At 66.7% G+C, this 25,330-nt stretch carries 24 protein-coding genes; 20 read left to right on the top strand and 4 right to left on the bottom strand.

Going from position 1 to position 25,330, the window contains the following annotated elements; all coding sequences use genetic code 11:
- Positions 1-8: 8 nt before the first annotated feature.
- The 4 genes from K5X80_RS05920 to K5X80_RS05905 all read left to right on the top strand — a co-directional run bounded on the left by K5X80_RS05920 (position 9) and on the right by K5X80_RS05905 (position 3,725).
- A complete protein-coding gene (locus tag K5X80_RS05920) occupies positions 9-953 on the top strand; it encodes a haloalkane dehalogenase (protein ID WP_222559919.1) in 945 nt (314 codons plus the stop codon).
- A gap of 15 nt (positions 954-968) precedes the next feature.
- Positions 969-1,757: an SDR family oxidoreductase gene (locus tag K5X80_RS05915; protein ID WP_222559918.1), complete on the top strand. Its 789-nt coding sequence runs from the start codon at positions 969-971 to the stop codon at positions 1,755-1,757.
- 81 nt (positions 1,758-1,838) lie between these two features.
- Positions 1,839-2,693, top strand: coding sequence for an SDR family NAD(P)-dependent oxidoreductase (locus K5X80_RS05910; protein WP_222559917.1), 855 nt, complete (start codon positions 1,839-1,841; stop codon positions 2,691-2,693).
- 3 nt (positions 2,694-2,696) lie between these two features.
- Positions 2,697-3,725, top strand: coding sequence for a zinc-dependent alcohol dehydrogenase (locus K5X80_RS05905; RefSeq protein ID WP_222559916.1), 1,029 nt, complete (start codon positions 2,697-2,699; stop codon positions 3,723-3,725).
- A 9-nt stretch (positions 3,726-3,734) separates the two neighbouring features.
- Here K5X80_RS05905 and K5X80_RS05900 read toward each other — a convergent pair whose 3' ends face one another.
- Positions 3,735-4,085, bottom strand: a complete 351-nt coding sequence (locus K5X80_RS05900; protein ID WP_222559915.1) for a hypothetical protein — start codon at positions 4,083-4,085, stop codon at positions 3,735-3,737.
- Between the two features lie 120 nt (positions 4,086-4,205).
- On the bottom strand, positions 4,206-5,102 hold the full coding sequence (locus K5X80_RS05895) for a helix-turn-helix domain-containing protein (RefSeq protein WP_222559914.1): 897 nt from the start codon (positions 5,100-5,102) through the stop codon (positions 4,206-4,208).
- A gap of 104 nt (positions 5,103-5,206) precedes the next feature.
- Here K5X80_RS05895 and K5X80_RS05890 point away from each other — a divergent pair, with 104 nt between their 5' ends.
- The 8 genes from K5X80_RS05890 to K5X80_RS05855 are packed head-to-tail and all read left to right on the top strand — an operon-like array spanning position 5,207 to position 12,699.
- Positions 5,207-6,247: a zinc-dependent alcohol dehydrogenase gene (locus K5X80_RS05890; RefSeq protein WP_222559913.1), complete on the top strand. Its 1,041-nt coding sequence runs from the start codon at positions 5,207-5,209 to the stop codon at positions 6,245-6,247.
- On the top strand, positions 6,244-7,503 hold the full coding sequence (locus tag K5X80_RS05885) for a sulfotransferase family protein (RefSeq protein ID WP_222559912.1): 1,260 nt from the start codon (positions 6,244-6,246) through the stop codon (positions 7,501-7,503). The genes K5X80_RS05890 and K5X80_RS05885 overlap by 4 nt, the downstream gene beginning before the upstream one ends.
- 1 nt (position 7,504) lies before the next feature.
- Positions 7,505-8,746: a DUF1214 domain-containing protein gene (locus tag K5X80_RS05880; RefSeq protein ID WP_222559911.1), complete on the top strand. Its 1,242-nt coding sequence runs from the start codon at positions 7,505-7,507 to the stop codon at positions 8,744-8,746.
- 4 nt (positions 8,747-8,750) lie between these two features.
- Positions 8,751-9,161, top strand: coding sequence for a VOC family protein (locus K5X80_RS05875; RefSeq protein WP_222559910.1), 411 nt, complete (start codon positions 8,751-8,753; stop codon positions 9,159-9,161).
- Between the two features lies 1 nt (position 9,162).
- Positions 9,163-10,032 carry a sugar phosphate isomerase/epimerase family protein gene (locus K5X80_RS05870; protein WP_222559909.1) on the top strand — a complete coding sequence of 290 codons (870 nt, stop codon included), beginning with the start codon at positions 9,163-9,165 and terminating at the stop codon, positions 10,030-10,032.
- Positions 10,029-11,156, top strand: a complete 1,128-nt coding sequence (locus tag K5X80_RS05865; protein WP_222559908.1) for a Gfo/Idh/MocA family protein — start codon at positions 10,029-10,031, stop codon at positions 11,154-11,156. The genes K5X80_RS05870 and K5X80_RS05865 overlap by 4 nt, the downstream gene beginning before the upstream one ends.
- Positions 11,153-11,905: an SDR family NAD(P)-dependent oxidoreductase gene (locus tag K5X80_RS05860; RefSeq protein WP_222559907.1), complete on the top strand. Its 753-nt coding sequence runs from the start codon at positions 11,153-11,155 to the stop codon at positions 11,903-11,905. The genes K5X80_RS05865 and K5X80_RS05860 overlap by 4 nt, the downstream gene beginning before the upstream one ends.
- Positions 11,905-12,699 (top strand): SDR family NAD(P)-dependent oxidoreductase, encoded by a 795-nt coding sequence (locus tag K5X80_RS05855; protein WP_222559906.1) that lies wholly within the window; start codon positions 11,905-11,907, stop codon positions 12,697-12,699. Before K5X80_RS05860 ends, K5X80_RS05855 begins: the two co-directional genes overlap by 1 nt.
- 70 nt (positions 12,700-12,769) lie before the next feature.
- Here the strand turns inward: K5X80_RS05855 and K5X80_RS05850 are convergent, their stop codons facing one another.
- Positions 12,770-13,534, bottom strand: a complete 765-nt coding sequence (locus K5X80_RS05850; protein ID WP_222559905.1) for an SDR family oxidoreductase — start codon at positions 13,532-13,534, stop codon at positions 12,770-12,772.
- A gap of 212 nt (positions 13,535-13,746) precedes the next feature.
- On the opposite strand from K5X80_RS05850, the gene K5X80_RS05845 reads away from it, so the two are divergent.
- The 7 genes from K5X80_RS05845 (at position 13,747) to cofC (ending at position 21,536) form a co-directional block, all read left to right on the top strand.
- The gene (locus K5X80_RS05845; RefSeq protein WP_222559904.1) at positions 13,747-15,066 is read left to right on the top strand and encodes a spinster family MFS transporter; all 1,320 of its coding nucleotides are present in this window, start codon (positions 13,747-13,749) and stop codon (positions 15,064-15,066) included.
- A 163-nt stretch (positions 15,067-15,229) separates the two neighbouring features.
- Positions 15,230-16,102, top strand: a complete 873-nt coding sequence (locus K5X80_RS05840) for an LLM class flavin-dependent oxidoreductase (RefSeq protein ID WP_222559903.1) — start codon at positions 15,230-15,232, stop codon at positions 16,100-16,102.
- 5 nt (positions 16,103-16,107) lie between these two features.
- Entirely contained in the window at positions 16,108-18,516 is a 2,409-nt protein-coding gene (cofH, locus tag K5X80_RS05835; RefSeq protein ID WP_222559902.1) for a 5-amino-6-(D-ribitylamino)uracil--L-tyrosine 4-hydroxyphenyl transferase CofH, read from the top strand.
- Complete coding sequence (gene npdG, locus K5X80_RS05830; RefSeq protein WP_222559901.1) at positions 18,509-19,183, top strand: NADPH-dependent F420 reductase; 675 nt, start codon at positions 18,509-18,511, stop codon at positions 19,181-19,183. Before cofH ends, npdG begins: the two co-directional genes overlap by 8 nt.
- Complete coding sequence (gene cofE / locus K5X80_RS05825) at positions 19,180-19,941, top strand: coenzyme F420-0:L-glutamate ligase (protein WP_222559900.1); 762 nt, start codon at positions 19,180-19,182, stop codon at positions 19,939-19,941. Before npdG ends, cofE begins: the two co-directional genes overlap by 4 nt.
- Positions 19,938-20,897 carry a 2-phospho-L-lactate transferase gene (gene cofD, locus K5X80_RS05820; protein ID WP_222559899.1) on the top strand — a complete coding sequence of 320 codons (960 nt, stop codon included), beginning with the start codon at positions 19,938-19,940 and terminating at the stop codon, positions 20,895-20,897. Before cofE ends, cofD begins: the two co-directional genes overlap by 4 nt.
- A gap of 3 nt (positions 20,898-20,900) precedes the next feature.
- Entirely contained in the window at positions 20,901-21,536 is a 636-nt protein-coding gene (cofC, locus tag K5X80_RS05815; RefSeq protein WP_222559898.1) for a 2-phospho-L-lactate guanylyltransferase, read from the top strand.
- Positions 21,537-22,104: 568 nt separating this feature from the next.
- Here cofC and K5X80_RS05810 read toward each other — a convergent pair.
- Complete coding sequence (locus K5X80_RS05810; RefSeq protein ID WP_222559897.1) at positions 22,105-22,587, bottom strand: nuclear transport factor 2 family protein; 483 nt, start codon at positions 22,585-22,587, stop codon at positions 22,105-22,107.
- Between the two features lie 175 nt (positions 22,588-22,762).
- On the opposite strand from K5X80_RS05810, the gene K5X80_RS05805 reads away from it, so the two are divergent.
- Positions 22,763-25,279 (top strand): membrane-bound PQQ-dependent dehydrogenase, glucose/quinate/shikimate family, encoded by a 2,517-nt coding sequence (locus K5X80_RS05805; protein WP_222559896.1) that lies wholly within the window; start codon positions 22,763-22,765, stop codon positions 25,277-25,279.
- The last annotated feature ends 51 nt before the right edge of the window (positions 25,280-25,330 follow it).

The raw sequence follows: 25,330 nt of genomic DNA, 5'->3' as shown, positions 1-25,330 counted from the left end.
GGCGGGCGATGGAAATCCGTCCCGGGTTGCTGCGTACGCCGGACGCCCGTTTCGACGGGCTGCCGGATTACGCGTTCGCCCCGCATCATGTCGATGTGGCGGATGCGGATCTGGGGCCCTTGCGGATGCATTATGTGGACGAGGGGCCGCGCGATGCGCCCGTTGTGCTCATGCTGCACGGCAACCCGACGTGGAGCTATCTCTACCGCCACATGATCGGGCCGGTGGCGGACGCCGGCTATCGCGTGATCGCGCCCGACATGATCGGCTTCGGCAAATCGGACAAACCCGCCGCGCGCAGCGCCTATGGCTTCGACCGTTTCGTAGGCTGGATGCGCGAATTCGTCGCCGCGCTGGACCTGAAGGAAATCACGCTGGTCTGCCAGGACTGGGGCGGCCCCATCGGGCTGCGCGTGCTGGCGGACATGCCCAACCGCTTTGCCGCCGTGCTGGCCACCAACACGCTGCTGCAGAATTGCGATCCGCCGCCGCTGGGCGTGGCCGGCTGGCCGGGCGACGCGATTGCCGCGTGGATCGACCTGTGCCGCACGGCGAGCGATCTGCCGGTGAGCGAGTTCGTGGCGGGGCCCTGCGTCACCCGGCCCGCCGATGCCGTGCTCGCCGCCTATGACGCGCCTTTCCCCGATGCCCGTTACAAGGCGGGCGTGCTGGAGATCACCTGCGGCATTCCCATCGCCGAAGGGGCCGAAGGGCTGGACGCCAACCGCGCGGCCTGGCGCTTCCTCGAAAGCTGGGAGCGCCCGTTCCTCACCGCGTTCAGCGACAGCGATCCGGCCACCATAGGCTGGGAGGATGTGTTCCAGCGCCGCGTCGCGGGCGCGGCGGGGCAGGATCATGTCCGCATCCCGCGCGCGGGCCATTTCGTACAGGAAGAACAGGGCCCGGCATTGGCCGATGCCCTGATCGCCTTCCTCAAAAAACAGAGACCATAAGGAAAGGATATACCGATGTTGCTGAAAGACAAAGTCGTGGTGGTGAGCGGCGTGGGCCCTGGCATGGGCCAGGCGATTGCCCGCATCGCCGCCAAGGAAGGCGCGAAAGTCGTGCTCGCCGCGCGGAACAAGGAATTCCTCGATCAGGTGGCGGGTGAAATCGTTGCCGAAGGCGGGCAGGCCGTGGCCGTGCCGTGCGACATCAGCGATCCGGAACAGTGCAAGGCGCTCGCCAAGGCGGCGGCCGATGCCTACACCGGCCGGATCGATGGCCTGGTCAACAGCGCGTTCTACCATGGCGACTGGACCGGTGTCGAAAATGCCGACGAGGAAGACTGGGCCAAGATCTTCGACATCAACTGCCTCGGCACGCTGCGCCTGACCAAGGCCTGCATCCCCTACCTCAAGGATGGCGGCGCGGTGGTCAACGTGTCGACGATGGCTTCGGTCAAGCCTTATGGCACCGAACACGGCATGGAAATGGGCTATGCCGTGGCCAAGGGCGGCGTCAACGTGCTGTCCAAGTACATGGCCACCGATCTCGGCCGTTATGGCATCCGCGTGAACACCTGCCGCATGGGCTGGATTCACGGTGCGCCGGTCGAAGGCTTCATCCAGTCGGAAGTGGCGCAGGGCAAGAAGCGCGAAGATGTCGTCGGCTTCATCACCAAGGACATCCCCATCGGCAAAATCCCGCCGCAGGACGATTGCGCCCGCGCCGTGCTGATGATGATTTCCGATTATTCGGCCGTGGTCAGCGGGGCCTCGCTCGACGTGAACGGCGGCCACTGGATGGCTCCCTGACAGGTTTGCCCGATAAGCCTTGCCCGCACGCCGCGGGCAAGGCAATCGAATGGCAAACCATACCGAATCAGAGAGAAAACGATGACTGGGCACGAGGAAAAATTCGCAGGGGGCGTGGCCGTTATCACCGGCGCTGGCGCAGGGATCGGCTCGGGCTTTGCCCGGCGTGCCGGGGAACTGGGCATGCATGTGGTGGTGACCGATATCAACCCCGCCGCCGCCGAAGCCGTGGCGCAGGACATCCGCGACAAGGGCGGCAAGGCGGAAGCCATGGTCGTCGATGTGTCGCAACCCGCCGAACTTGACCGGCTGGCGGAAGAGGTCTTCGCCCGGCATGGCAGCGTCCGCCTGCTGATCAACAACGCGGGCATCGAAACCATCGGTTATACCTGGGAAATCCCGGCGGAGCGCTGGGAAGCGACGCTGAACATCAACATCCACGGGATCATCCACGGCGTGCGCGCTTTCGTGCCGAAAATGCTGGCCACCGGGGAAGAATGCTGGATCGCCAATCTCGCCTCCATCGGCGCGTTCGGCATGATGCCCACGCAGACCGCCTACATGCTGACCAAGCACGCGGTGCAATCGTTCAGCGAATGCCTGTTCCTCGAAATGCAGCTCAAGCAGGCGCCGATCCATGTGTCCTCGGTCATTCCGGGCATGATCAAGACCAGCATTTTCGATGCCGGCGCGGGCAAGGGCGAACCCGCCGCCTCCGCCGGGCACCGCAAGGCGATGCACGACATGATGGCCGCCTATGGCATGGACTTGGCCGAAGGGTCGCGCGTGATGATGGAACAGATCGCCGCCAACAAATTCTGGGTCTCCAGCCAGCCGGAGATGACCGAGCAATCGCTCGCCGGGCGCATCCGGTTTTTCCAGGAACAGGCCGATCCGCAAGTGGCCGAACAGGCCCGCCACCTTCTGGAGCATTGAGCCATGCGCGCTGCCGTCTTTCACGAAGCGGGCAAGCCGCTGGCAATCGAAACCGTTGCCGATCCGCGCCCGCAGCCGGGGCAGATCGTTATCGCCGTCAGCGGCGCAGGCATCTGCGGGTCCGACCTGCATATGACGCAGCACCCCGGCTTTGCCGCGCCGGGCCTGATTCTCGGCCATGAATTCGCGGGCACCGTCGCCGCGCTGGGCGAAGGCGTGGCCGGGGACTGGAAAGTGGGCGACCGGGTGACGGCGGTGCCGCTGTTCCCGTGCAAGGATTGCGAAGCGTGCGATGCGCACCTGCCTCAGCTCTGCCCCAACGGCCGCTTCGCCGGGACGACGCTGGACACGCCGGGCGCCTATGCCCAATACGTCGCCGCGCGGGCGGACATGGTGCAGAAAGTGCCCGCGGGCGTGGGCGATGTCGAGGCTGCGATGATCGAGCCGCTCGCCGTGGGCCATCACACCTTCAGCCGCGCCGACATGCGCAAGGGCGAAGCGGTGCTGATCATGGGCGGCGGCCCGATCGGGGCGGCGGTCGCCCTGTTCGCCCGCGCGGCGGGCGCGGCGCACGTGGTGGTGAGCGAACCGGCGGTGGAACGGCGCGAACGCTGCATGGCGCTGGGCGCCACCGCCACGATCGATCCGAGCAAGGAAGATCCGGGCCAGCGGTTCATGGAATTGACCGGCACCCGCCCCAGCGTGGTGTTCGAATGCGTGGGCATGCCGGGGCTGGTGCAGCAGGCGGTGAACATGGCGGCCATTCGCGGCCGCGTGGTCGTGGCCGGGGTGCTGTTCACCGAAGACAAGGTCCTGCATGTCGCCGCGCTCGGCAAGGAAGTCTCGATCATCTACAGCCAGGCGTATAACGAGCGCGATTTCGAAGCGGTGATCGACGCGCTGGCCCGGAATGTGATCGACGCCAGGCCGATGCACACCGCCACGATCAGCCTCGACGAAGTGCCGGTGGTGTTCGAAAGCCTGCGCAACAACCCGGCGCAATGCAAGGTGCTGATCGATCCCTCGTTGTAAGCATATCCGTCATTGCGAGGCCGCAGGCCGAAGCAATCCAGAGCCGTTGCGCGCTGGGCTCTGGATTGCTTCGTCGCTCCGCTTCTCGCAATGACGAGCAAGGTTGACACAGAACGGCCCGAAAGTGCGGGGCGTTTCTGGTCCGAGCCTGACGGCCAGAATACCGTAACCCGCAGCATTGCCGGGCTGGCCATTCATGGGGATCGCCATCGGCGGCTTGTCCGGTGTGACTTTCCGCGAGGGCAGTGTTCCGGTGAGGGATGCAGCGGGCGATATGGGGGCGTGTTTCATCCCGCAGATTAAGGCAAATTTGGCGCGTGTAGGAAAGTCATGCGCGAAGGCCTGACCATCATCCCCCATCGTCACTCCCTCGTCACCCTGAACTTGTTTCAGGGTCCATGTCTCCGGATCATGCCTTGCCTGTGGGGAGGGATGGATGCTGAAACCAGTTCAGGGGCAAAGGAATCCCCCTTCCCACCTCTATGACAACAACCGCACGAACTGCTTCGGCGTGCGCCCGGTCATCCGGCGGAAAGCGGCGCTAAAGGCGCTGGCCGTGGCATAGCCGAGCGCAGCCGCGATCTCGTTCATCGCCAGTCTGCCGCCACGGATCATGTCCTGCGCGCGTTCCAGCCGCACGGCGGCGGCGTGATCGGCCAGCGGCTTGCCCGTGGCTTCCATGAAACTGCGCGACAGGTGCGAACGGCTGACCCCGCACAGCGCGGCCAATTCCGCCGTGGTCGGCCAGTGCCCCTCCGCCCCGCGCAGCGCATCCTCGATCCGGCCCAGTTGCCACGGGGCGAGGCCGCCGCGCGATCCCGCCTTGCGCGCGGGCATGCGCATCTGCCGCCCGATATCGACCATCAGCAGGCGCACCAGCGCTTCGGCCGCCACTTCCGCCCCGTGGCCCGGTACGGTGATTTCGCCGCGCAGCCGCTCCGTCAGCGCGAACATGGTGGACGAGGTGATCATCGCGCAGCGTTGCAGACTGATCGGGTCCCAGCTTTCCAGGCCGGTGATGGTGCGGAACCGGTCCGGGTCCATCCGCACGGTCATGATTTCCATCGTCCCGCCATCGCCGGTGGAATACATGGCCACACCCGCCGGGCGGAACATCATCCGCCCCACCCGGTGCCCGCCCTTTTCCCCGCCATCGAACGTGATTCTGCCGTTCATCCCTTCCGCGCGCGGCAGGCTGAGCGAGAAGATCGGGGCATCGTCCAGTTCCAGCATCTCGTTCGGGCTGGGCAGGTCGTAGCGGCGCAGTTCGATATGCGCGTCGGGAATCGTCAGCGCGGCCAGAACGGTCCACGGGCGGGGTTGCGCTTCCGCTTCGGGCCCGGTTCCTCCGCTGAAATCGATGAGCGAATTTTGCATCACAAATTCACGATAAACGCACAGATACGATAGAACAAGCGCTGGCCGCATGGCGGGGCCGGTGGCATTCTCCCCCCAACAACACAGCAATGACTGGAGAGACGATGATGGGCGCTACCATGCAATTGGCACGCATCCATGGCCCCGGCGATGTCAGGCTGGATACGGTGGCCGTGCCCGAAGCAGGCCCCGGAGAAGCCATTGTCCGCGTAGCCGCCTGCGGCATCTGCGGCAGCGATCTGAGCTATATCGCGCAGGGCGGCCTGGGCGGCCCGCTTGGCGAGCCGCTGCCCATCGGCCATGAATTCGCGGGCGAAGTGGTTTCGGCCGGGCCGGGCGTGGACGATCGCATCGTGCCGGGCCTGCGCGTCGCGGTGAACCCCGACGATGCCTATATCGGCGGCGGCGGGCCCGAAGGGGCGATGGCCCATTATATCCGCGTCACGCAGGCGAAAATCGGATCGACGCTCTATCCGCTGGCGGATCATGTCGAATATGGCGAAGCCGCGCTGGCAGAGCCGCTCTCGGTCGCGCTGCACGGGATGCGGCTGCTGGACGTGCAGGCGCATCACAAGGTCGCCGTGCTCGGCGCCGGGCCTATCGGCCTGTGCGCCGTGGCCATGCTGCGCCATCTGGGCTGCACCGATATCGCGATTTTCGACCGGGTGGACAGCCGCCTCGACCGCGCCAGAGCGCTGGGGGCGAGCCTTGCCGTCAACACGGCGGAAGAAAGCCTCAGCGATGCGCTGTGCCGCTTCCACGGGGAAGGCAACCGCTTCGGCGCACGCTTTGCGCAAACCGATGTCTTCATCGACTGCGTCGGTGTCGAGGCCGTGCTGCAGGAAGTGATCGCCATCGCCAAATACAAGGCACGCATCGCGATCATCGCGCTCTACAAGAAGCCCGCCAGCGTGGACCTGTTCAAAGTCATGGCGAACGAAATCCTCATCAGCGGATCGATCGCCGACGACCGCAAACCCGAATTCGGCGAAGCGCTGGAAATGATCGCCGGGGGCCGGCAGGACCTGTCCCCGCTGATCAGCCATCGCCTCGATTTTTCCCAGTTCACCGACGCGCTCGCCATCGCCCGCGATGCCGTGCAATCCGCCAAGGTGATGTTGACGTTCAATCAGGAACCCGCATGACTGCCCCCAACGACATTGTAATCGACGATCTGGCCGACCCCCGCATCACACCGGCGATTGCCGCCGCGCGCGAAGGCCCGGCCGATTTCCCCGCCGATATCGACGTGGACGGCATTCTCGCCCGCGCCAGCGCCATGACCGGCGGCCTCACCGATTTCGGCGAGGATACCGGCTTCCGCGAACGGCTGGCCGTCGTCATCCAGTCCCTGGCCGAGGACGAAGGGCTGACGCGCGGCGGGCGGATCACCATTCTCGATCATGCCGTGCGCGTCATGGCCAACCGCCTGCGGATCGAGGATCTGGTCAAGCGGCATCCCGAAATCCTCGACATCGAAATCGACCGCCCGCTGATTATCGCCGGGCTGCCGCGTTCGGGCACCACGCATCTCGTCAACTGGCTGGCGCGCGACGAACGGCTGCGTTCGCTGACGTTGTGGGAATCGGAAGAACCCGTCCCCTCCGCCCCGCCGCCTCCGCCGGGCGAGCCCGATCCGCGCGAAGTCCGCTCCGCCGAATTCTGGGGCCATTTCGAATCCATGCTGCCGCACATGGCGGCGATGCACGGGATGGAAGCCAGTTCGATCCACGAAGACAACGAACTGCTCTACATGGATCTCAACTGCTACAGTTGGGAATTCCAGACCCGCATCCCGCGCTGGATCGACCACTATTTCGCGCACGATCGCACCGGCAGCTACCTTTACGAAAAGAAGGTGCTGCAAGTGCTGACCTGGTTCCGCGGGCCGAACCGCTGGATTCTCAAATCGCCGCAGCACATGGAAAATCTCGCGCCGCTGAAAGCCGCGTTCCCCGATGCGACATTGGTCATCACCCACCGCGATCCGGTGGCGGTGATCCGTTCGCTGACCACCATGCTGGCCTATGGCGACCGCATCCGCCGCGATCCGGTGGACCCGCCGGGCTGCGCGCGCCACTGGGCGGAACGGATCGAGCGCCTGCTGCGCGAATGCGTGGCCCAGCGTGATGCCTGGGGGCCGGAACAATCGCTCGACGTGTTGTTCCACGAATACATGGCCGATCAGGAAGGCGTGCTGCGGCAGGTTTACGATCTCGCCGGGCTGGAACTGACGCCCGCGGCAGAGGCCAGCCTGCTCGGCTATCTCGCCGAAAATCCGCGCCACCAGCATGGCCGCGTGATCTACGATCTCGAAGGGGTGTTCGAAGTGGACGTCGCCCGCCTGCGCGAACGCTTCCAATTCTATTACGACCGCTACCCCGTGCGGTGGGAGGACTGAGATGGACAAGACTGCAATCGAAACCAAAGCGGCCGAACGCCTGCTTTCCGGCCAGGCATGGGAAGATTTCTGCGACACGCTGAAAGTCGCCGGCACAATGATCGACCAGTTCGGCGATCAACCCTCCGATCTCGACCGCGCGGAATGGTATCGCTTCCTTACCCGCGTCGCCCGGTCGAGCTTCGAGCGGCTGATTGAAAACGCCGAACCCACCCGCCCGCGCCTGCGCGACATGGTGTGGCGCCAGTCGATCAATTTCCAGACGGTCGATCAGGATCACCTGATGTGCCAGTTCGACGAAGCGCGCGATTACCGCATAGTCGGCACGCCGGGCACGATCCCCTATTTCGTGCTTGCTCTGTGCACCGCCCCCGCGCCCGCCGATGCCGGCGCGCGCGACTGGGCGCAGGCGGGCGTGGCAGGGTTGAAGGAATTCGATCCGTCCAATCTCAAGACCACGAATTTCCTCGGCAGCCAGCAACTCCACATGAACGCGGACGGATCGTTCGAGATCATCCTGTCGCAGAACGATCCGGGCGAAGGCAAGAACTGGCTCAAGCTCGATGCGGACACCAACTGCATCCTGATCCGCTACGTGTGGAGCGACCGCGCCAACGAGATTTCGCCCGATCTGCGGATCGAACGGATCGACGGGGCGGAGCCCGAACCGCTGACCCCGGCGCTGATGGCCAACGGCCTCGCCTGGTCCGGCCAGGCGGTGCTCGGCTATGCCGAACTGGTGCGCAACTGGTGGCAGGGCAATCAGGGCAATTTCTCGGCCAAGCTCAACCGGCTCGATTTCAGCCGGGCGCAGTACCTGTCCAACGGCGGCGTGCCCGATCGGCATGTGGCGTTCGGCGGCTGGCAGAAGGGGCTGGACGAGGCGCTGGTGCTCGAATTCACGCCGCCCGAATGCGAATACTGGAATTTCCAGATCTGCAATATCTGGCAGGAAAACCTCGACACGTTCGAAGATGGCAACGGCTGGGTGAACAATTACCGCTTCAACGCGGAGCCCGACGGCACCGTGCGCATCGTCATTTCCGAACGCGATCCGGGCATCAGCGGCAACTGGGTCAACAGCTTCGGGCATGACAAGGGCCAGTGGGGCCTGCGCTTCATCCGCACCGAAACGACCCCGCCGGTCAAGCTGTGGCGCCTGCCGCTGGCCGATCTCGAAATGCGCGGCGAAGACGCGCTCGATCCCGCCGCCGCGGTCGACACCGGCCAGTTCGTGGATTGATGCCATGGCTGTCCTCTCGCTCGACCATGTGAACATCCGCACGCCCGACGTGCCGGGCACCGCGGACTTCTTCTGCGACCTTCTGGGTCTCAGGAAAGGGATCGCGCCCGGCGCGCCCTCCATCGAAACGGGCTGCTGGATCTACGATCCGGCGGACCGGCCGATCATCCATATCGGCCCGATCGACGCCCAGTATCCCAGCGATGCGATGATGCCGTTCACCCCCGCCCGGGGCGGCGGTTCGGTGCATCACGTCGCGCTGGAATGCGACGACCGCACCGGGATCGTCGCCCGGCTGGAAGCGGCCGGGATGGATTATGCCACCAGCGATATTCCCCAGATCGGGCTGCGGCAGATCTTCGTGGAGGAACGCAACGGCATCCTCCTCGAACTCAATTTCCGGGGCGAAAACTGAGATGCTCGGACCTGATGATCTCACCGTTGCCGCGCCTCCGTTCGGCCATGTGCCCCTGCTCGACCGGTTGCCCGCTTTCCGCGATGCCGGGTTCAAGGGCCTCGCCCTGATGCCCACCGATGTCTGGGCGCTGGAAGCGCAGGGGATGACGGCAGCGGACATTGCCGGGCGGATCGCAGATCACGGCCTTGTCGTGAACGAAATCGACTGCACCGCCTGCTGGCTGCCCGCCCAGCGCGCCAAGCCTGCCGCCGACGAACTGGGCGAACTGATCCACACCCTGACGCCCGAGCGCGTGATCGAAACCGCCGCGCGGATCGGTGCCCGCTCGGTCCAGGCGGTGGAAATCAGCAACATCGCCGTCGATCCTGACGCGGCGGCCGAAGCTTTCGCCGCGCTGTGCGACAAGGCGGCAGAGCACGGTCTCAAGGCGCATATCGAATTCCTGCCTACGGGCGGCATTCCCGATCTTGCCAGCGCCTGGCGCATCGTCGAAGCGGCGGGGCGGCCCAACGGCGGGTTGACCATCGATAGCTGGCACCTGTTCCGCAGCGGATCGACGTTGGCTCAACTCGCGCAGATTCCGGGTGAGCGGATTTTCACCGTGCAGATCAACGATGCGCCCGCAACGCCGCAGGCCGACCTGTGGGAAGAACTGATGACCGGCCGCCTGCTGCCGGGCCAGGGCAGTTTCGACCTGATCGGCCTGATCCGCACGCTGGACGCCATCGGCGCCCGCACCCCCATTTCGGTGGAAGTCTTCTCCACCGAACTCGCCAGCCTACCCATCGCCGATGCCGCGCGCGCGCTTGCCGACAGCGGCACGGCCATCATTCGCCAAGCCCGGAAAACATCAAGGACCACTGCATGACTACCCAAGGCACTCTCCCCGGCGCGGTCGTCGTCGGCACGGGCTTCGGCCTGTTCACTCACGTGCGCGCGCTGCGCGAAGCGGGCTTCGAAGTGCGCGCCATCGTCGGCCGCAACCGCGAAAAGACCGCCCAGCGCGCCGCGCCGCTCAATATTCCGCTGGCCACCGACAGTCTGGATGAAGCGCTGGCCGATCCGGCGATCCAGCTTGTCACCGTGGCGACCCCGCCACACGCGCATTACACCCCGGTGATGCAGGCGATTGCCGCCGGGCGCGCCGTGATGTGCGAAAAGCCCTTCGCCAAGGATCTGGCGCAGGCGCGCGAAATGCTGGACGCCGCCGAAAAGGCGGGCGTGATCCATGCACTGGGCGCAGAATTCCGCTTCGACAGCGCGCAGGCATTGCTGCGCCGCGTGGTGCAGGACGGCACGATCGGCGATCCGCTGATGTTCCACCGCATTTATCAGCAGCCGGGCGGCGATCCGAACGAGGAACTGGCCGACTGGTGGACCGACGCCGGCCAGGGCGGCGGCTTCCTCGGCGCGTTCGGCACGCACATGATCGATCAGGTGCAATCCACCGTGGGCGCAATCACCGCCGTCAGCGCGATTCTGCGCAAGCTGACCCCGGGCCGCCCGCATCAGACTTCCGACGATTACTACACCGTGCAGTTCGAGACCGAAAACGGCTGTCAGGGCGTGATCGAAGCCGCGCTGGCGTTCCCCGGTCCGTTCGTGATGTCGGCCAAGATCGCGGGCACCAAAGGCGCGGCCTGGATTCAGTCGGGCGCGGCCTTCGGCGATCCGGAGGAAGTGTGGGTGCAGGATGAAAGTGGCGAACGCCGCCAGATCGCAATGCCTGCCGAACTGGTCAATGCGGCGCCCACGCCGTTCCCGGTCAGCGAACTGATCCAGACCGAAATGGACCGCTGGCACACGCAGGGTTTCGACGTGGCCCCTTACGCCAAACTGTTCGGCCAGATTAAGGCCCGGCTGGAAGGGCGCGCGCCGCCGCTGCCCGAACCGGCCGGCGATTTCCGCGATGCCGCCGCCGGGCAGGCAGTTCTCGATGCAGCGCGCCGTTCGGCGGCAGAGCGGCGCTGGGTGGAGGTTGAAAAGGTATGAGCAAAGTCACATTCGATTATTCCGGCGCGCATGTGCTGGTCACCGGCGGCACCAGCGGGATCGGCGCGGCAACCGCCGCCGCCTATCGCGATGCGGGGGCCGATGTCACGATCACCGGGACGCGCGGCAGCGCCGGGGAGTACGACGCCGACCTTTCGGGCTATCGCTATCTCCAGATGGATATCGAAGATGGCGCCAGCATCGATGCGGTGGCCGCCGCGCTGCCCCGGCTCGATATCCTGATCAACAACGCGGGGATGGCGCTGCCCAGCCTCGGGCTGGACGAATACGAGCCGGAAATCTTCGCCCGCGCGGTCAACATGCTTCTGATCGGGGCGTTCCGCATGGCGCGGCGCAGCGTGGACCTGCTGGCGCAGAGCAAGCTGGAAGGCGGCGCATCGGTGGTCGGCATCGCATCGATGTCGTCATACTTCGGCATTCCCATCGTGCCGGGTTACGGTTCGGCCAAGACAGGCCTGCTCGGCCTGACGCGCGCGCTGGCGGTCGAATGGGGCCCGCGCAACGTCCGCGTCAACGCGGTGGCGGCGGGCCTGACTCAAAGTAAGATGACCGCAGGCACGTTCGCTGAGGAAGCCTGGACGGCCCCCACGTTGCAGCGCACCCCGCTCGGCCGTCTCGGCGCGCCGGAGGATATCGCCCAGCCGATTCTGTTCCTCACCAGCCCCGGCGCGGCGTGGGTGACGGGCCAGACGCTGCCGATCGACGGCGGTTACACGGTCTCCGGCTGATGGCCGCGCTGGTCGAGCGGTACGGCCCATGGGCCCTGATCGCGGGCGGTTCCGAAGGCGTGGGCGCTGCTCTCGCCCGGCAACTGGCCGCGCAGGGGTTCAACCTCGTCCTCCTCGCCCGCAAGCCGGGCCCGCTGGAGGAACTGGCCGCTGAAATCCGCGCCACGGGCCGCGAAGTGCGCACGCTTTCGCTCGACCTCGCCCGCCCCGATGCCGTGGATGAGGCGCGCAAGCTGACGGACGATATCGCCGTCGGCCTGCTCGTCTTCATGGCCGGGGCCGGGCACCGGATCGCCCCGTTCCACGATTATCCGCTGGCGGAATGGGCGACCACGCTGAATTGCAACGTCACCGGGCAGGCGAGTTTTGCCCACCATTACGGCGCGCTGATGCGGGAACGCGGCAAGGGCGGGATCGTGCTGGTCTCGTCGATGGCGGGGCTGGCCGGCTCCGGCAACATGGCGATCTACACCGCCGCCAAGGCGTTCAGCATCACTTTCGCCGAAGCGCTGTGGTACGAGTTGCAACCGGCGGGCGTCGATGCCCTGGCGTTGGTGTTGGGGGCGACGCGGACCCCGGCCATGGCCCGCACCGGGCTGAACATGGACCACCCCGATTTCCCTGCCGCCGATCCGGACGATGTGGCGGCGGAATGCCTTGCGCATCTGGGCGACGGGCCAGTGTGGTTCGCATCGGGCACCGGCCCATCGGCCGACCACATCCGCGCGATGCCGATCCGCGACGCGGTGGTGCAGATGTCGCAAAGCACCGCGAGTATGGCGGGCGGCGATTGATTGGCAGAGGAAGCGGGGAAAGGCCGGATGCGGCCTTAGATCGCTTCCCTCGCTGCCCGTCCGCGGTGGCTCAGACCTGTTCAGGCCGCATCACCACATCGGTGCCGCCATCGATATAGATCAGCTGGCCGACGAGATAGTGGTTGGTGTAGCCGAGCAGGAAGACCAGCAATTCGGCGATTTCTTCCGGCTTGGCGTAGCCGTCCACCACCATCGGGTTCGACAGTTTGATCATCTCGATCATCTGCGGGTCTTTCAGCATCGGCGCGGTCATCGCGGTTTCGACGACGCCCGGTCCGACGCCGTTCAGCAGAATGCCCGAACCGGCCCATTCCGGGCTGCCCGCCGTGCGGCGCAGCCACTTGGCGATGGCGCGCTTGGAATCCGGATAGACCGAACGCGGGGCGGCGGCGGCAATGTCCAGCGCCGCCGCTTCATCGCCCGCAAGGCAGGTGTCGACCAGTTGATCGTTGCCCGGCAGCATCGCGGCGGTCGAACAGATCACCACGGCGCGCGGGCGGGCGGATTTGGCGAGCAGCGGCCGCAGCCCTTCCAGCGTCGCCACCGCGCCGAAATAGTTCACCGCCACGGTTTCGCGCGGCATGTCCGCGCGCGACAGGCCCGCACCCGCCAGCACCGCGTCGAGCCCTTCCGGGGCCAGCCGTTCCGCCTCGCTCACCAACGTGGCCCGGCCTTCGGCCGTGGTCAGGTCGGCGACGATATCGGCATCGTGCATATCCACGGTAATCACCCGGTCGCCCGCCGCCCGGCAGGCGTCCGCCGTCGCCCGGCAAATGCCCGACGCCGCGCCGGTGATAAGAACTGTGCGCGCCATATTCGATCCTCATTGTGGTTGATCGCCCGGTGGTAGGGCCGCCGCCGGGCAACGGCAAGAGTCGCCCCCGCCGCAGGTGGCCGAAACAAGCGTATAATCGTGACAAAATGTAATAAATTTTGACTGCGGTAAAAAATTTTCCCAGCGCGCTGGACCGGCGGCCCGGAAACCGCTCTATATCGCCGCAACGACAGAGATATTGGGAGAAGTGTGTGAACGGTCCGGATTCGCACGACACCGCGGAAAATCGCTCTGGCCTCTATGCGGGCTACGTTCTCATTCTGCTCCTGGCGATCAACACGCTCAGTTATGCTGACCGGTTCGTGTTTTCGATCCTGATTCCCGATATCAAGAAAGCGTTCGGCACCAGCGATTCGGTGCTGGGCCTGCTGGGCGGGCCCGCGTTCATGATCAGCTTCGTGCTGTTCACGCTTCCCCTCGCGCGGCTGGGCGATCGCTGGTCGCGGCGTAGCGTGGTCGCGATCTCGGCCACTGTCTGGAGCCTCGCCAGCGCGGCCTGCGGCGTGGTCGGCAATATCGTCCAGATGGGCATCGCGCGGGTTCTGGTGGGGGTCGGCGAAGCCGGCGCCATGCCGTCCTCGCAAGCCATGGTCGCCGGCCTGTTCAGCGAACGGCGGCGCTCCACCGCGCTCGGCGTCCTCACCTCTGCCTCGCAACTGGGGGTGATGGCGGGGCTGGCGGGCGGCGCCGCCATCGCCGCCCACTGGGGCTGGCAGACCGCGTTCATCGCCCTGTCGCTGCCCGGTGTCGCGCTGGGCGTACTGATCTGGCTGACCGGGCCGAAACAGGCCCGCACCGTGGCCACCGCCGCCGCGCCGGGCATGGATACGAGCATGGCGCAGGCGATCAAGCGCTACCTCGCCACGCCATCGCTGCGCTACATCGCGCTCGGCGTCGGGGTGTACAACATTTTCGGCTATGCCGGGATCACCTGGCTACCGGCCTATCTCACCCGCTCCCACGGGCTCACCGTGCTCGAAACCGGCACCTGGCTGGGGATCGGTTCCGCCGTCGGCGGCGTGCTGGGCGTGGTGAGCAGCGGCATGCTGGTCGACAAGCTGCGCCATCGCAACGAAAGCTGGCAATTGCGCATTCCCGCTATCGGCTTGTTCGCCACGATCCCGATCCTGGTCGTCACGTTCCTGCTTCCCGGCGGCATCCGCTTCGGGTTCGGCGGCTTCAGCGCCCCCGGAGTCGCGGTGCTGCTGATCACCAGCGCCTATGTCAGCGCGCTGTGGACCGCGCCCGCCTATGGCGCGATCTCGCGGCTGATCCCGCCCGGCGAACGGGCCCAGGCCGTGGGCGTGTTCGTGGTCATCATCAATCTGATCGGCAGCGTGCTCGGCCCGCCGATCGCCGGGCTGGCCAGCGATTTCCTCACGCCGCTGTTCGCGCACGATGCGATGCGGTACAGTCTGCTTTCGATGACGGTTCTGGTGCTGGCGGGGGCCATTCTTGCCGCGCTGGCCGCGCGCTCGTTCAAAGCCGACCTTGCCCGTGCCAACGCCTGATCCGATCCCGATCCGGCATCGCCGCGCGGCTTCCCGATCCGGGAAACCGGTGCGCAGCGATGCACGGCGGGCGGGCGTATCGATATAACACCTGTGTCCCCCTTGTTTTGCGCGGGCAGACTCGTCTAACTGCGTCCAACCTTGTTACCCTCGGGAGAGAAAAATGCGGTTCCACTACGCCGAAGCCATGACGGCCGTTTCGAACTACATCCCGCTTGCGCAAGCGGCGGAAGCGAACGGCTATGCCGGCTATGTCATCCCCGACAGCCTGATCTATCCCAAGGCCTCGGACACCGAGTATTCCTACACCGAGGACGGTGGCCGCGAATTCCTCGAAAACAAGCCGTTCATCGAAAGCTTTATCATGGCGACCGCCATCGGCATCGCCACCACCAAGCTGGAAATGACGACCAACGTGGTCAAGCTGCCGGTGCGCCCGCCGCTCTATTCGGCCAAGCTTGCCTCCTCCATCGCGGCGCTGACCAACAACCGCTTCAATCTCGGCGTCGGCCTCAGCGTGTGGCCGGAAGACTACAAGGCGATGGGCGTCGATTTCGCCAAGCGCGGCAAGCGTTTCGATGAATGCATCGATATCGTGCGCGGCCTCTGCGCGGGCGGCTATTTCGAATACCACGGCGAATTCTACGATCTCGATCCGGTCAAGCTGAACCCGGTGCCGACCAAGCCGCTGCCGATCCTGATCGGCGGCTTCTCCGACGCCGCGTTCAAGCGCGCCGCCCGCAACGACGGGTTCATGCACGCGGGCAACGGCACGCGCGAGGAAATGGCCGCGATGCTGGCCAAGATCCAGCAATACCGCGTCGAATACGGCACGCAGGACAAGCCGTTCCGCATTTTCGCCACCGCCATGGGCGAAATGACGCTGGACCTGGTGAAGCACTATCAGGATATCGGTGTGACCGACATGCCGATCGCGTTCCGCAGCCTCTACGCGGTGGAAGAAGACACCCAGCCGCTGCAGCAGAAGATCGACGATCTCTCGCGTTTCGCCGATCAGGTGATCGCGAAGCTCTGATCCGCATGACCGGCAACGGGATCAGCCAGGCCGAATTGCGGCGCATCGCGGCGGAAGAACCGCTCGATGCGCTGATGGCGCGCGCCGCCGCCCTGCGCGATCAGGGCTTCGGCGCGCTCGTCACTTATTCGCGCAAGGTGTTCATCCCGCTGACCCACCTGTGCCGCGACGTGTGCTCCTACTGCACGTTCGCTAAGCCCCCACAGAAGGGGCAGCGCAATTTCCTCAGCCCCGATGAAGTGCTGGCCATCGCCCGCGCGGGCGAAATGGCCGGGTGCCGCGAAGCGCTGTTCACACTGGGGGACAAGCCCGAACTGCGCTATCGCGCCGCGCGGGAGGAACTGGCCGATCTCGGCTATGCCAGCACTATCGAATATCTCGCCGCGATGTGCCGCCTGGTGCTGGAAGAAACCAGCCTGTTCCCCCACGCCAATCCGGGGGTGATGACGCGGGAAGAACTGGCCGCGCTGCGCACGGTATCGATTTCGCAGGGGATCATGCTGGAAAGCACCGCGCAGCACCTCTGCGAACGCGGCGGCCCGCATTTCGGCTCGCCCGACAAGGACCCGGCGGTGCGGCTCGCCTGCATCCGCGATGCGGGCGAATTGCAGATACCCTTCACTAGCGGCATCCTGATCGGCATCGGCGAAACGCGGGAGGAGCGGATCGACGCGCTGTTCGCCCTGCGCGATCTGCACGAACAATACGGCCACATTCAGGAAATTATCGTCCAGAATTTCCGCGCCAAGGCCGATACCCGCATGGCCTTTGCCGACGAGCCGGACCGGGAAGACCTGCTGTGGACCATCGCCGTGGCGCGCCTGTGCTTCGGCCCCGGCATGACCATCCAGGCCCCGCCCAATCTGGCGGGCAGCGGCTTCGGCGAACTGATCGATGCAGGAATCAACGACTGGGGCGGCGTTTCCCCCGTCACCCCCGATCACGTCAACCCCGAGGCCCCGTGGCCCGCGATTGCGCGCCTTGCGGAAGAAACCGCCGCGCATGGCGGCATTCTGGCGGAACGGTTCGCGGTGCATCCCTCGCACCTGCTCGATCTCAATCGCTGGCAGGACCCGGCGCTGCATCGCCCCTTGCGCGAAGCGATGGATACGCAGGGCCTGCCGCGCAGCGATGGCTGGCGCGTCGGCGGGGCGGAACCCGCGCCCGAACTGACGCTGAACCCCGGCGCCATCCGCGATCCGCGCATTGCCGCCGCGCTGGGCGATGTGGCTGCGGGCAAGACGCTGAGCGAAGCGGCGGTCGTCGCGCTGCTGGCGGCACGCGGGCCCGATTTCGATGCCGTCTGCACGGCGGCGGACACACTGCGGCAGGAGACGGCGGGCGAGACGGTGCGCTTCGTCGTCAACCGCAATATCAATTACACCAACATCTGCTTCCACAAGTGCGCGTTCTGCGCTTTCTCCAAAGGCAAACTGGCCGCCGAACTGCGCGGGCCCGCCTACGATCTCGATCTGGCCGAAGTCACCCGCCGCACCGCCGAGGCGTGGGATCGCGGGGCGACCGAAGTCTGCATGCAGGGCGGCATCCACCCGCATTACACCGGGCAGACCTATCTCGATCTGCTCGCCGCCGCCAAAGCGGGGGCCCCGGCGATGCACGTCCACGCTTTCTCCCCGCTGGAAGTGCGCCACGGGGCGGATTCGCTGGGCATCGGCATCGCGGAATTCCTCACTCTGCTGCGCGATGCGGGGCTGGGCAGCCTGCCGGGCACGGCGGCGGAAATCCTCGACGACGAAGTGCGTGAAACGCTCTGCCCCGAAAAGCTGACCACCGCCGAATGGTTCGAAGTGATCGAAGCCGCGCACAGCGTCGGCCTGCGCACCACCGCCACGATCATGTACGGCCATATCGAACGGCCCGAACATCAGGCCCGCCACCTGCTGCGCATCCGCGCCTTGCAGGAACGCACCGGCGGCTTCACCGAATTCGTCCCCCTGCCGTTCGTCGCGATGGAAGCGCCGATCTATCGCAAGGGTGGCGCACGGCCTGGCCCCACCTTCCGCGAGGCGGTGCTGATGCATGCCGTGGCGCGGATCGTGCTGCACCCGGTGATCCCCAATATCCAGGTTTCGTGGGTCAAGATGGGCGAAACCGGCGTGCGCGCGGCGCTGGCGGCGGGCGTCAACGATCTTGGCGGCACTTTGATGAACGAAAGCATTTCGCGCGCGGCGGGCGCCGAACACGGGCAGGAATGGGCCCCCGCCACGATGGAGCGCGTGATCGCGGGCGAGGGCCGGGTGTGCGGCCAGCGCAGCACGCTCTATGGCCCCGTTTCGGACGAACGGATCGCGGCGGGGCGCAATGCGCAGCCGCTCACCCCCATGGTACAGACCGCCCCGACAAAGCGGCGGGACAACAGCAAACTGGAAGGAACACTGGTTCGACATGGCTGACAGCAAGGCAGTAATCGCGGTTCTGGGCGGCACCGGGCACGAAGGCGCCGGTCTTGCCGCGCGCTGGGCCAAGGCGGGCTTTCCCGTCGTCATCGGTTCGCGCGATGCGGGCCGCGCGGCGGATGCCGCCGCCGAAATGGCCACGAGGACCGGCGGCAATGTGCGCGGGCTGGCCAATGCCGATGCGGCAGCGGCGGGCGAAATCGTCGTCCTCGCCGTGCCCTATACCGGGCAGCAGGCATTGGCCGAGGAAGTGCGCGCCCATCTAGGCGACAAGATCCTGATCGACGTGACCGTGCCGCTGGTCCCGCCCAAAGTTGCCCGCGTGCAATTGCCCGAAGGCGGCTCCGCCGTCGAAGCGCTGCAGAAGAAGCTGGGCGAAAGCGTGCGCGTGGTCGCCGCGTTCCAGAACGTTTCCGCCCATCAACTGGCCGATCTGGACAGCGACGTGAACTGCGACGTTCTGGTGGCGGGTGACGATGTCGATGCGCGCGAAGTGGTGTGCCAGCTGGCCAAGGCCATCGGCATCACCGCGATCCATGCAGGCCCGCTGGCCAATTCGGCGGCGGCCGAAGCGCTGACTTCCGTCCTGATCGCGATCAACAAGCGGTACAAGGTGGCCGACGGCGCGGGCATCCGCATCACCGGCATCCCGGACCTGGCGTGAGCGCCCGCCGCCTGACGGCAGTCGGGCTGGACGCAATCGGCGATGTCGCCGCGGGGGATGATCTCGCGGCGCTGCTGACGGATGCCCTCACCGCCGCCGGGGAGACGCTCCAGCCGGGCGATGTGATCGCGCTGGCGCAGAAGATCGTTTCCAAGGCCGAAGGGCGCGGCGTGCGCCTTGCCGATGTCACCCCCACCCCCCCGGCGGAGGAACTGGCAGGGGTGACGGGCAAGGACCCGCGCCTGTGCGAACTGCTGCTGCGCGAAACGCACACGGTGCTGCGCCAGCGCGAAGGGCTGGTCGTGGTGGAGGATGTGCGCGGCATGGTGTTGGCCAATGCCGGGATCGATGCCTCCAATGTCGCTGCGGACGGGGAAAGCGTGCTGCTGCTGCCCGAAGACCCGGACGCCAGCGCCCGCGCCCTGCGCGCCGCGCTGGAGCGGCGCACCGGCGTGGCCCCCGCCGTGGTCATCATCGACAGCATCGGCCGCGCCTGGCGGCAGGGCACCGTGGGCACCGCCATCGGCGTTGCCGGGATGCCTGCGCTGCTCGACCTGCGGGGCCAGCCCGATATGCACGGTCGCCTGCTGGAAACCACTGAACTGGGGCTGGCCGACGAAGTGGCCGCCGCCGCTTCGCTGCTGATGGGGCAGGCGGACGAACGCTGCCCCGCCGTGCTGCTGCGCGGGCTCACCGTCACCGGCGACGGTGCGGCGCGTGATCTGCTGCGCCCGCGCGACCGGGACATGTTCCGATGAGGGTGCGTGTCCTCGCGCTGTGCGGCGGGATCGGCGGGGCCAAGCTCGCGCTCGGCCTGTCGCATGTCCTGCCGCCGGAGGACCTGGCGATCCTCGTCAACACCGGGGACGATTTCGAGCATCTGGGCCTCGCCGTCTCGCCCGATGTCGATACCGTCACTTATACGCTGGCCGGGCTGAACAACACCGAACTCGGTTGGGGTCTGGCTGGCGAAACATGGGCTTTCATGGATCAGCTCAGGCTGCTGGGCGGGGAAGACTGGTTCAATCTCGGCGACCGCGATCTGGCGCTGCATGTCGAGCGGACCCGGCGGCTCGCCGCGGGCGAGAGCCTGTCCGCGATCACCGCCGATGTGGCGCGCAGGCTGGGCGTGGCCCCGGCGCTGTGGCCGATGGCGGACGATCCGGTGCGCACCGTGCTCGACACCGACGAGGGCACGCTGGCCTTCCAGCGCTATTTCGTCGGCCGCCGCGCACAACCGGCGGTGCGGGCCATCGCCTATCAGGGCGCGCAGACCGCCCGCCCCAACCCCGATGCCATGGCCGCGCTGGCCGATCCGGCGCTGGAGGCGGTGATCGTCTGCCCTTCAAACCCGTGGCTCAGCATCGCCCCGCTGCTCGCCATGCCCGCCTTGCGTGACGCGCTGGCCACAACCGCCGCGCCCGTGATCGCGGTGTCCCCGATCGTCGGCGGGCAGGCGATCAAGGGCCCCACCGCCAAGCTGATGGAGGAACTGGGCCTGCCCGTCACCGCCAGCGCCGTGGCCGGGTTCTACGCCGGAATCGCCGATGGCTACGTGCTCGACGAGACCGACCGGGCCCTGCAAAGCGATGTCGCCGCGCTCGGCATGGCGGCCGATGTGCAGCCCACGGTGATGCACGATCTCGCCACCAAGGAGGCGCTGGCCCGCGCGGTTCTCGCCTTTGCCGAAAGGCTGCGCCGCGCGGCCGCTTGACCGATGCTCTGGACGCTGATCCCGGCCAAATCGTTCCCCCATGCCAAGCGCAGGCTGGCCCCCGTGCTGAGCGAGGCGGAACGCGCCGCGCTTAGCGCCGCATTGCTCACCCGCACCGTGCGCGTGGCGAAAGCGGCGTTCCCGGCGCAGCCGGTGCTGGTCGTGGCCACGGGCGAGGATGCGGCGCAGGCGGCGCTGGCCGCCGGGGCCGACCGCACCATCGCGCCCATGGCCGAAGGGCTGAACCCGCAACTGGCGGAAGCGGCGCGGCAGGTGCCGCCCGCCGACGCCCTGCTGGTCCTCCACGCCGACCTGCCGCTGCTCACCCCCGCCGATCTCGCCGCGCTGGCCGCCGCGCCGGGCCCGGTCGTGATCGCCCCCGACCATCGCGGCGAAGGGACGAATGCCCTGCTCCAGCGCACGGCGGATCGCTTCTTCGCGTTCGGCCCCGGCAGTTGCGCCCGCCATGGGGAGGAAGCCGCCTCGCGCGGCATGGCCCCCACGCTGCTGCCTCGCCCCGGCCTCGCCCGCGATCTGGACGAAGCGGAAGACTGGGCCGCCGTGCAGGCCGCGCTGGGCCACCGCGATTCCCCCCTGCCCGCCGCCGCCCTGATCGCGCACCTGCTCGGCCCGGTCTGACCTGCGCGCGATACGCCGGGGCGGTTGACGCAGAACGGCCCGAAAGTGCGTGAGGGCGGCCCCGTATTCGCGATGGTGAGAGCGGGGTGAAAGCAGAAACAAAACGCATTATCTTCAATAGTATAGGCCTGTCTCGGGCCACCGGCCCCGGCGGCCCGGTGCATCCTTTGCCGTGTGACTTTTCGGGACGGTATAATGATACCGTAAAATGGCGACGGGATGCCCCGCGCCTGCCCGGCACAAGCCGCTCTCCGCCTTCGGGAACGGTCGCGATAGGTGGAAACGGGGTTCTTCATCGCGCAGGTTAAGCCAGATTTCGCGCATGTAGGAAAGTTTGCGTCCCCTATCGGGCAGCCATGGTCTCGTTGCTCGTTGGCAAACACCCACCCACCCCGCTCGGCCTGAGCCTGTCGAAGGCCATGCGCTGAAGGTGGAACTGGGTGGAGCTGCCGTTACGCGCAGCCTTCGACAGGCTCAGGCCGAGCGAGGGTGGGAGTGGGAGTGGGCGCGGGAAAAGAGGGATGAAAAAGGCCGCCCCTCCCTTCCCTCAAGCGCAAACAGGCCCCGCTTAAACCGCCGATCCCTCCCGCATCACGGCGTAGGAATCCTCCGTCCCTTCGAGCAAGCGGTTGGTGCGGTTTTCGATCCGCCAGCCTGCCGGGGTGCGCACCAGTTGCCAGCGGTTGATCGCCGCGCGGTAGAGGAACCATTCGCCATCGCGCCGCCGGGCGACGTAGGAATAGGCAAGCGCTTCGGCCCGGTCGCCCAGCAGCGTGATGCGCGGCGGCGCGGTGAGGTGGGAACAGCCATCGGCAATCAGCCCCTGATGCTCTGGCCCTTCATAGGCGGCGATCAGCCCACCGGGCGCATGGGCCACGGCGCCGCCGGAATAATCGTAAGTGCCGCCCGCGATCCACATCGCCGCCGCCGCTTCGCTTTGCCCGCTATCCACCAGCGGGCCGTAGCTCGCCAGCAGGCGCATGATCGCCAGTTCATCCTCGGCCGCCTGCAAGCGCGCCTCCAGCGCCGCCAATCGTTCCTCAACCGTCATGCGCCCTCCAGATCGCCGTTTCGCGGCACGCTATCCCATTGCGCCCACCCATGCCAGCAGGTGGCGCAATATTCCAATCCGGCACGCCATCCGCAGGAAAAAACAGGAAATTGTGGAACGCAATCCGCGACAAGGCATTGTTGCATTAAGGCCGTGTTCAGCCGGGGAGCAAGCCATGCAAGAAGCAGCCACTGGGCAATCGCGCGCGCGGTTCTTCCACAATATCCCCCTCGCAGCATTGGTATTGGGCGCGATTTTCGCGGCTATCGGGCTGATTCTCACTATCGGCGGCATATGGCTCGCCGTGGTCGGCGGCTCGCTCTACTATGTCCTTGCCGGGCTCGGCCTGCTGGCCTCTGCCTGGTTCCTGTTGCGCGGCAACCGGCTGGGGACGTGGATCTATGCGGCGGTCTATGCGGCGACCGTGGTGTGGGCCCTGTGGGAAAGCGGTGCCAACCCCTGGGCGCTGATCCCGCGCCTGGTCGGCCCCACCGTGCTGCTCGCCCTGTTGCTGCTGTTCGCGCCGCTGCTCGACCGGCATCGCACATCATGGCGCAATGCCGGATTGGGCGCGGCGGGGGCCGTGGGCCTGCTCGCCGTCATCCTGATCGGCGCGGCGGCGCTGCAACCGGGCGGGCCGCGCAGCCCCTTCCCCGAAGAATTGCGCATGGCGGCGGGCAACGATGCCGTGGGCACCGACTGGCCCGCATGGGGCGGCACGCAGGCCGGGCAGCGCTATTCCACGCTGGACCAAATCACGCCCAAGAACGCTTCGAAGCTCACAGTCGCGTGGACCGCGCATACCGGCGATCTGCCCAGCGGGGCGGGTGTCGGCAAGTATGCGGCGGAAACCACTCCGATCAAGATCGGCGACCGGCTCTATCTTTGCACAGCGCGCAATATCCTGCTCGCGCTCGATGCCGCCAGCGGCAAGGAAATCTGGCGCTACGATCCCAAGGTTTCGGACCGGGCCATCCCCTATTCCGCCTCCTGCCGCGGCGTGACCGCCTATCGCCGGGGGGACATGAGTTCGGCCACCGGCACGCCGGGCGTGCAGCTGGCTTCGGCCCGGGCAGCCACACCGCAGGCAGCCACGCCGCCGCTGCGCAGTTTCGGCCCCACATCCCTGCAGCCCGCGCGCGCCTGCGATCTGCGGATCATCGAAGGCACGCTGGATGGGCGGCTGATCGCGGTCGACGCCGCCGACGGGCGCCCCTGCGCCGATTTCGGGCTCAACGGGCAGGTGGATATCAAGCAGGGTATGGGCACCGTCTATCCGGGCATGATTTCGATCACCGCCCCGCCGGTGATCGTGCGCGGCAATATCGTCACCGGGCATCAGGTGCTCGACGGGCAGACGCGCTATGCCCCCTCCGGTGTGATCCAGGCGTTCAATGCCGAAACCGGCGCGTTCGCCTGGGCGTGGGACATGGGGCGGCCGGGCAAGACCACCCCGCCCGAACCGGGCGAACAGTACACGCGCGGCACGCCCAACATGTGGACCACCGCCAGCGCCGACGAACAATTGGGGCTGGTCTATGTCCCCACCGGCAATGCGGCGGTCGATTATCTCAGCCGCCACCGCACGTCGCAGGAGAACGAATTCTCCTCCTCGCTGGTGGCGCTCGATGCGACCACGGGCCGCCCGGTATGGCGGTTCCAGACAGTGCGGATGGACGTGTGGGACTATGACCTTGGCAGCCAGCCGACGCTGGTCAACCTGCGCGACGGCACCCCGGCGGTGATCCTCCCCTCCAAGCAGGGGGAAATCTTCGTGCTCGACCGCCGCACCGGGCAGCCGCTCCACGGGGTGAAGGAAGCCAAGGCGCCGACAAGCGGGCTCGAACCCGATCTGCGCAGCCCGACCCAGCCGCATTCGCAGTTCAATTCGCTGCGTCAGCCCAACATGGCCGAAAGCGATATGTGGGGGATGAGCCCGATCGACCAGATGATCTGCCGCATCCAGTATCGCCGTTCGGTCTATCAGGGGTATTACACCCCGCCGCAGGCCGACCGGCCGTGGCTGCAATATCCCGGCTACAACGGCGGATCGGACTGGGGCTCGGTCGCCATCGATCCGGTGCACGGCGTGATCGTCGCCAATTACAACGACATGCCCAACCGCAACAAGCTGGTCCCGCGCAAGGAAGCCGACCGGCGCGGCTGGAAGCCGCGCGGGCCCGATGGCAACCAGGGCGGCAACAAGGCCGAAGGGATGGGTGATCCGCAGGCGGACACGCCCTATGCGGTGAATGTCAACGCGGGCTGGCGGCTCGGCCTCACCGGGCTGCTGTGCAAACAGCCCCCCTATGGCGGCATCCGCGCCATCGACATGCTGACGGGCAAGACGATCTGGGACCGCCCGTTCGGCTCCGCCCGCGCCAACGGCCCGTGGGGGATTGGCCTCGGCCTGCCGTTCAGCATCGGCACGCCCAACAACGGCGGCGCGGTGGTGACGGCGGGCGGGCTGATCTTCATCGCCGGCACGACCGACAACCTGATCCGCGCCATCGACATCCGCACCGGCGAAACGGTGTGGAGCGATGTCCTCCCCGGCGGCGGGCAGGCCAATGTCATGACTTACGAACAGGGCGGGCGGCAATTCGTGGTGGTGATGGCCGGCGGCCACCACTTCATGGAAACCCCGATCAGCGACGCGCTGGTGGCCTATGCGCTGCCGGTGAAGGGGTGAGAAGGTAGCCCGGCAGGGTACATTTCCGATTCACGGAAGACATGCGGCAAA

The sequence above is a fragment of the Caenibius sp. WL genome (assembly GCF_019803445.1).
In the GTDB taxonomy this organism is placed as follows: domain Bacteria; phylum Pseudomonadota; class Alphaproteobacteria; order Sphingomonadales; family Sphingomonadaceae; genus Caenibius.
This window is presented reverse-complemented; position numbering and strand designations above follow the sequence as displayed.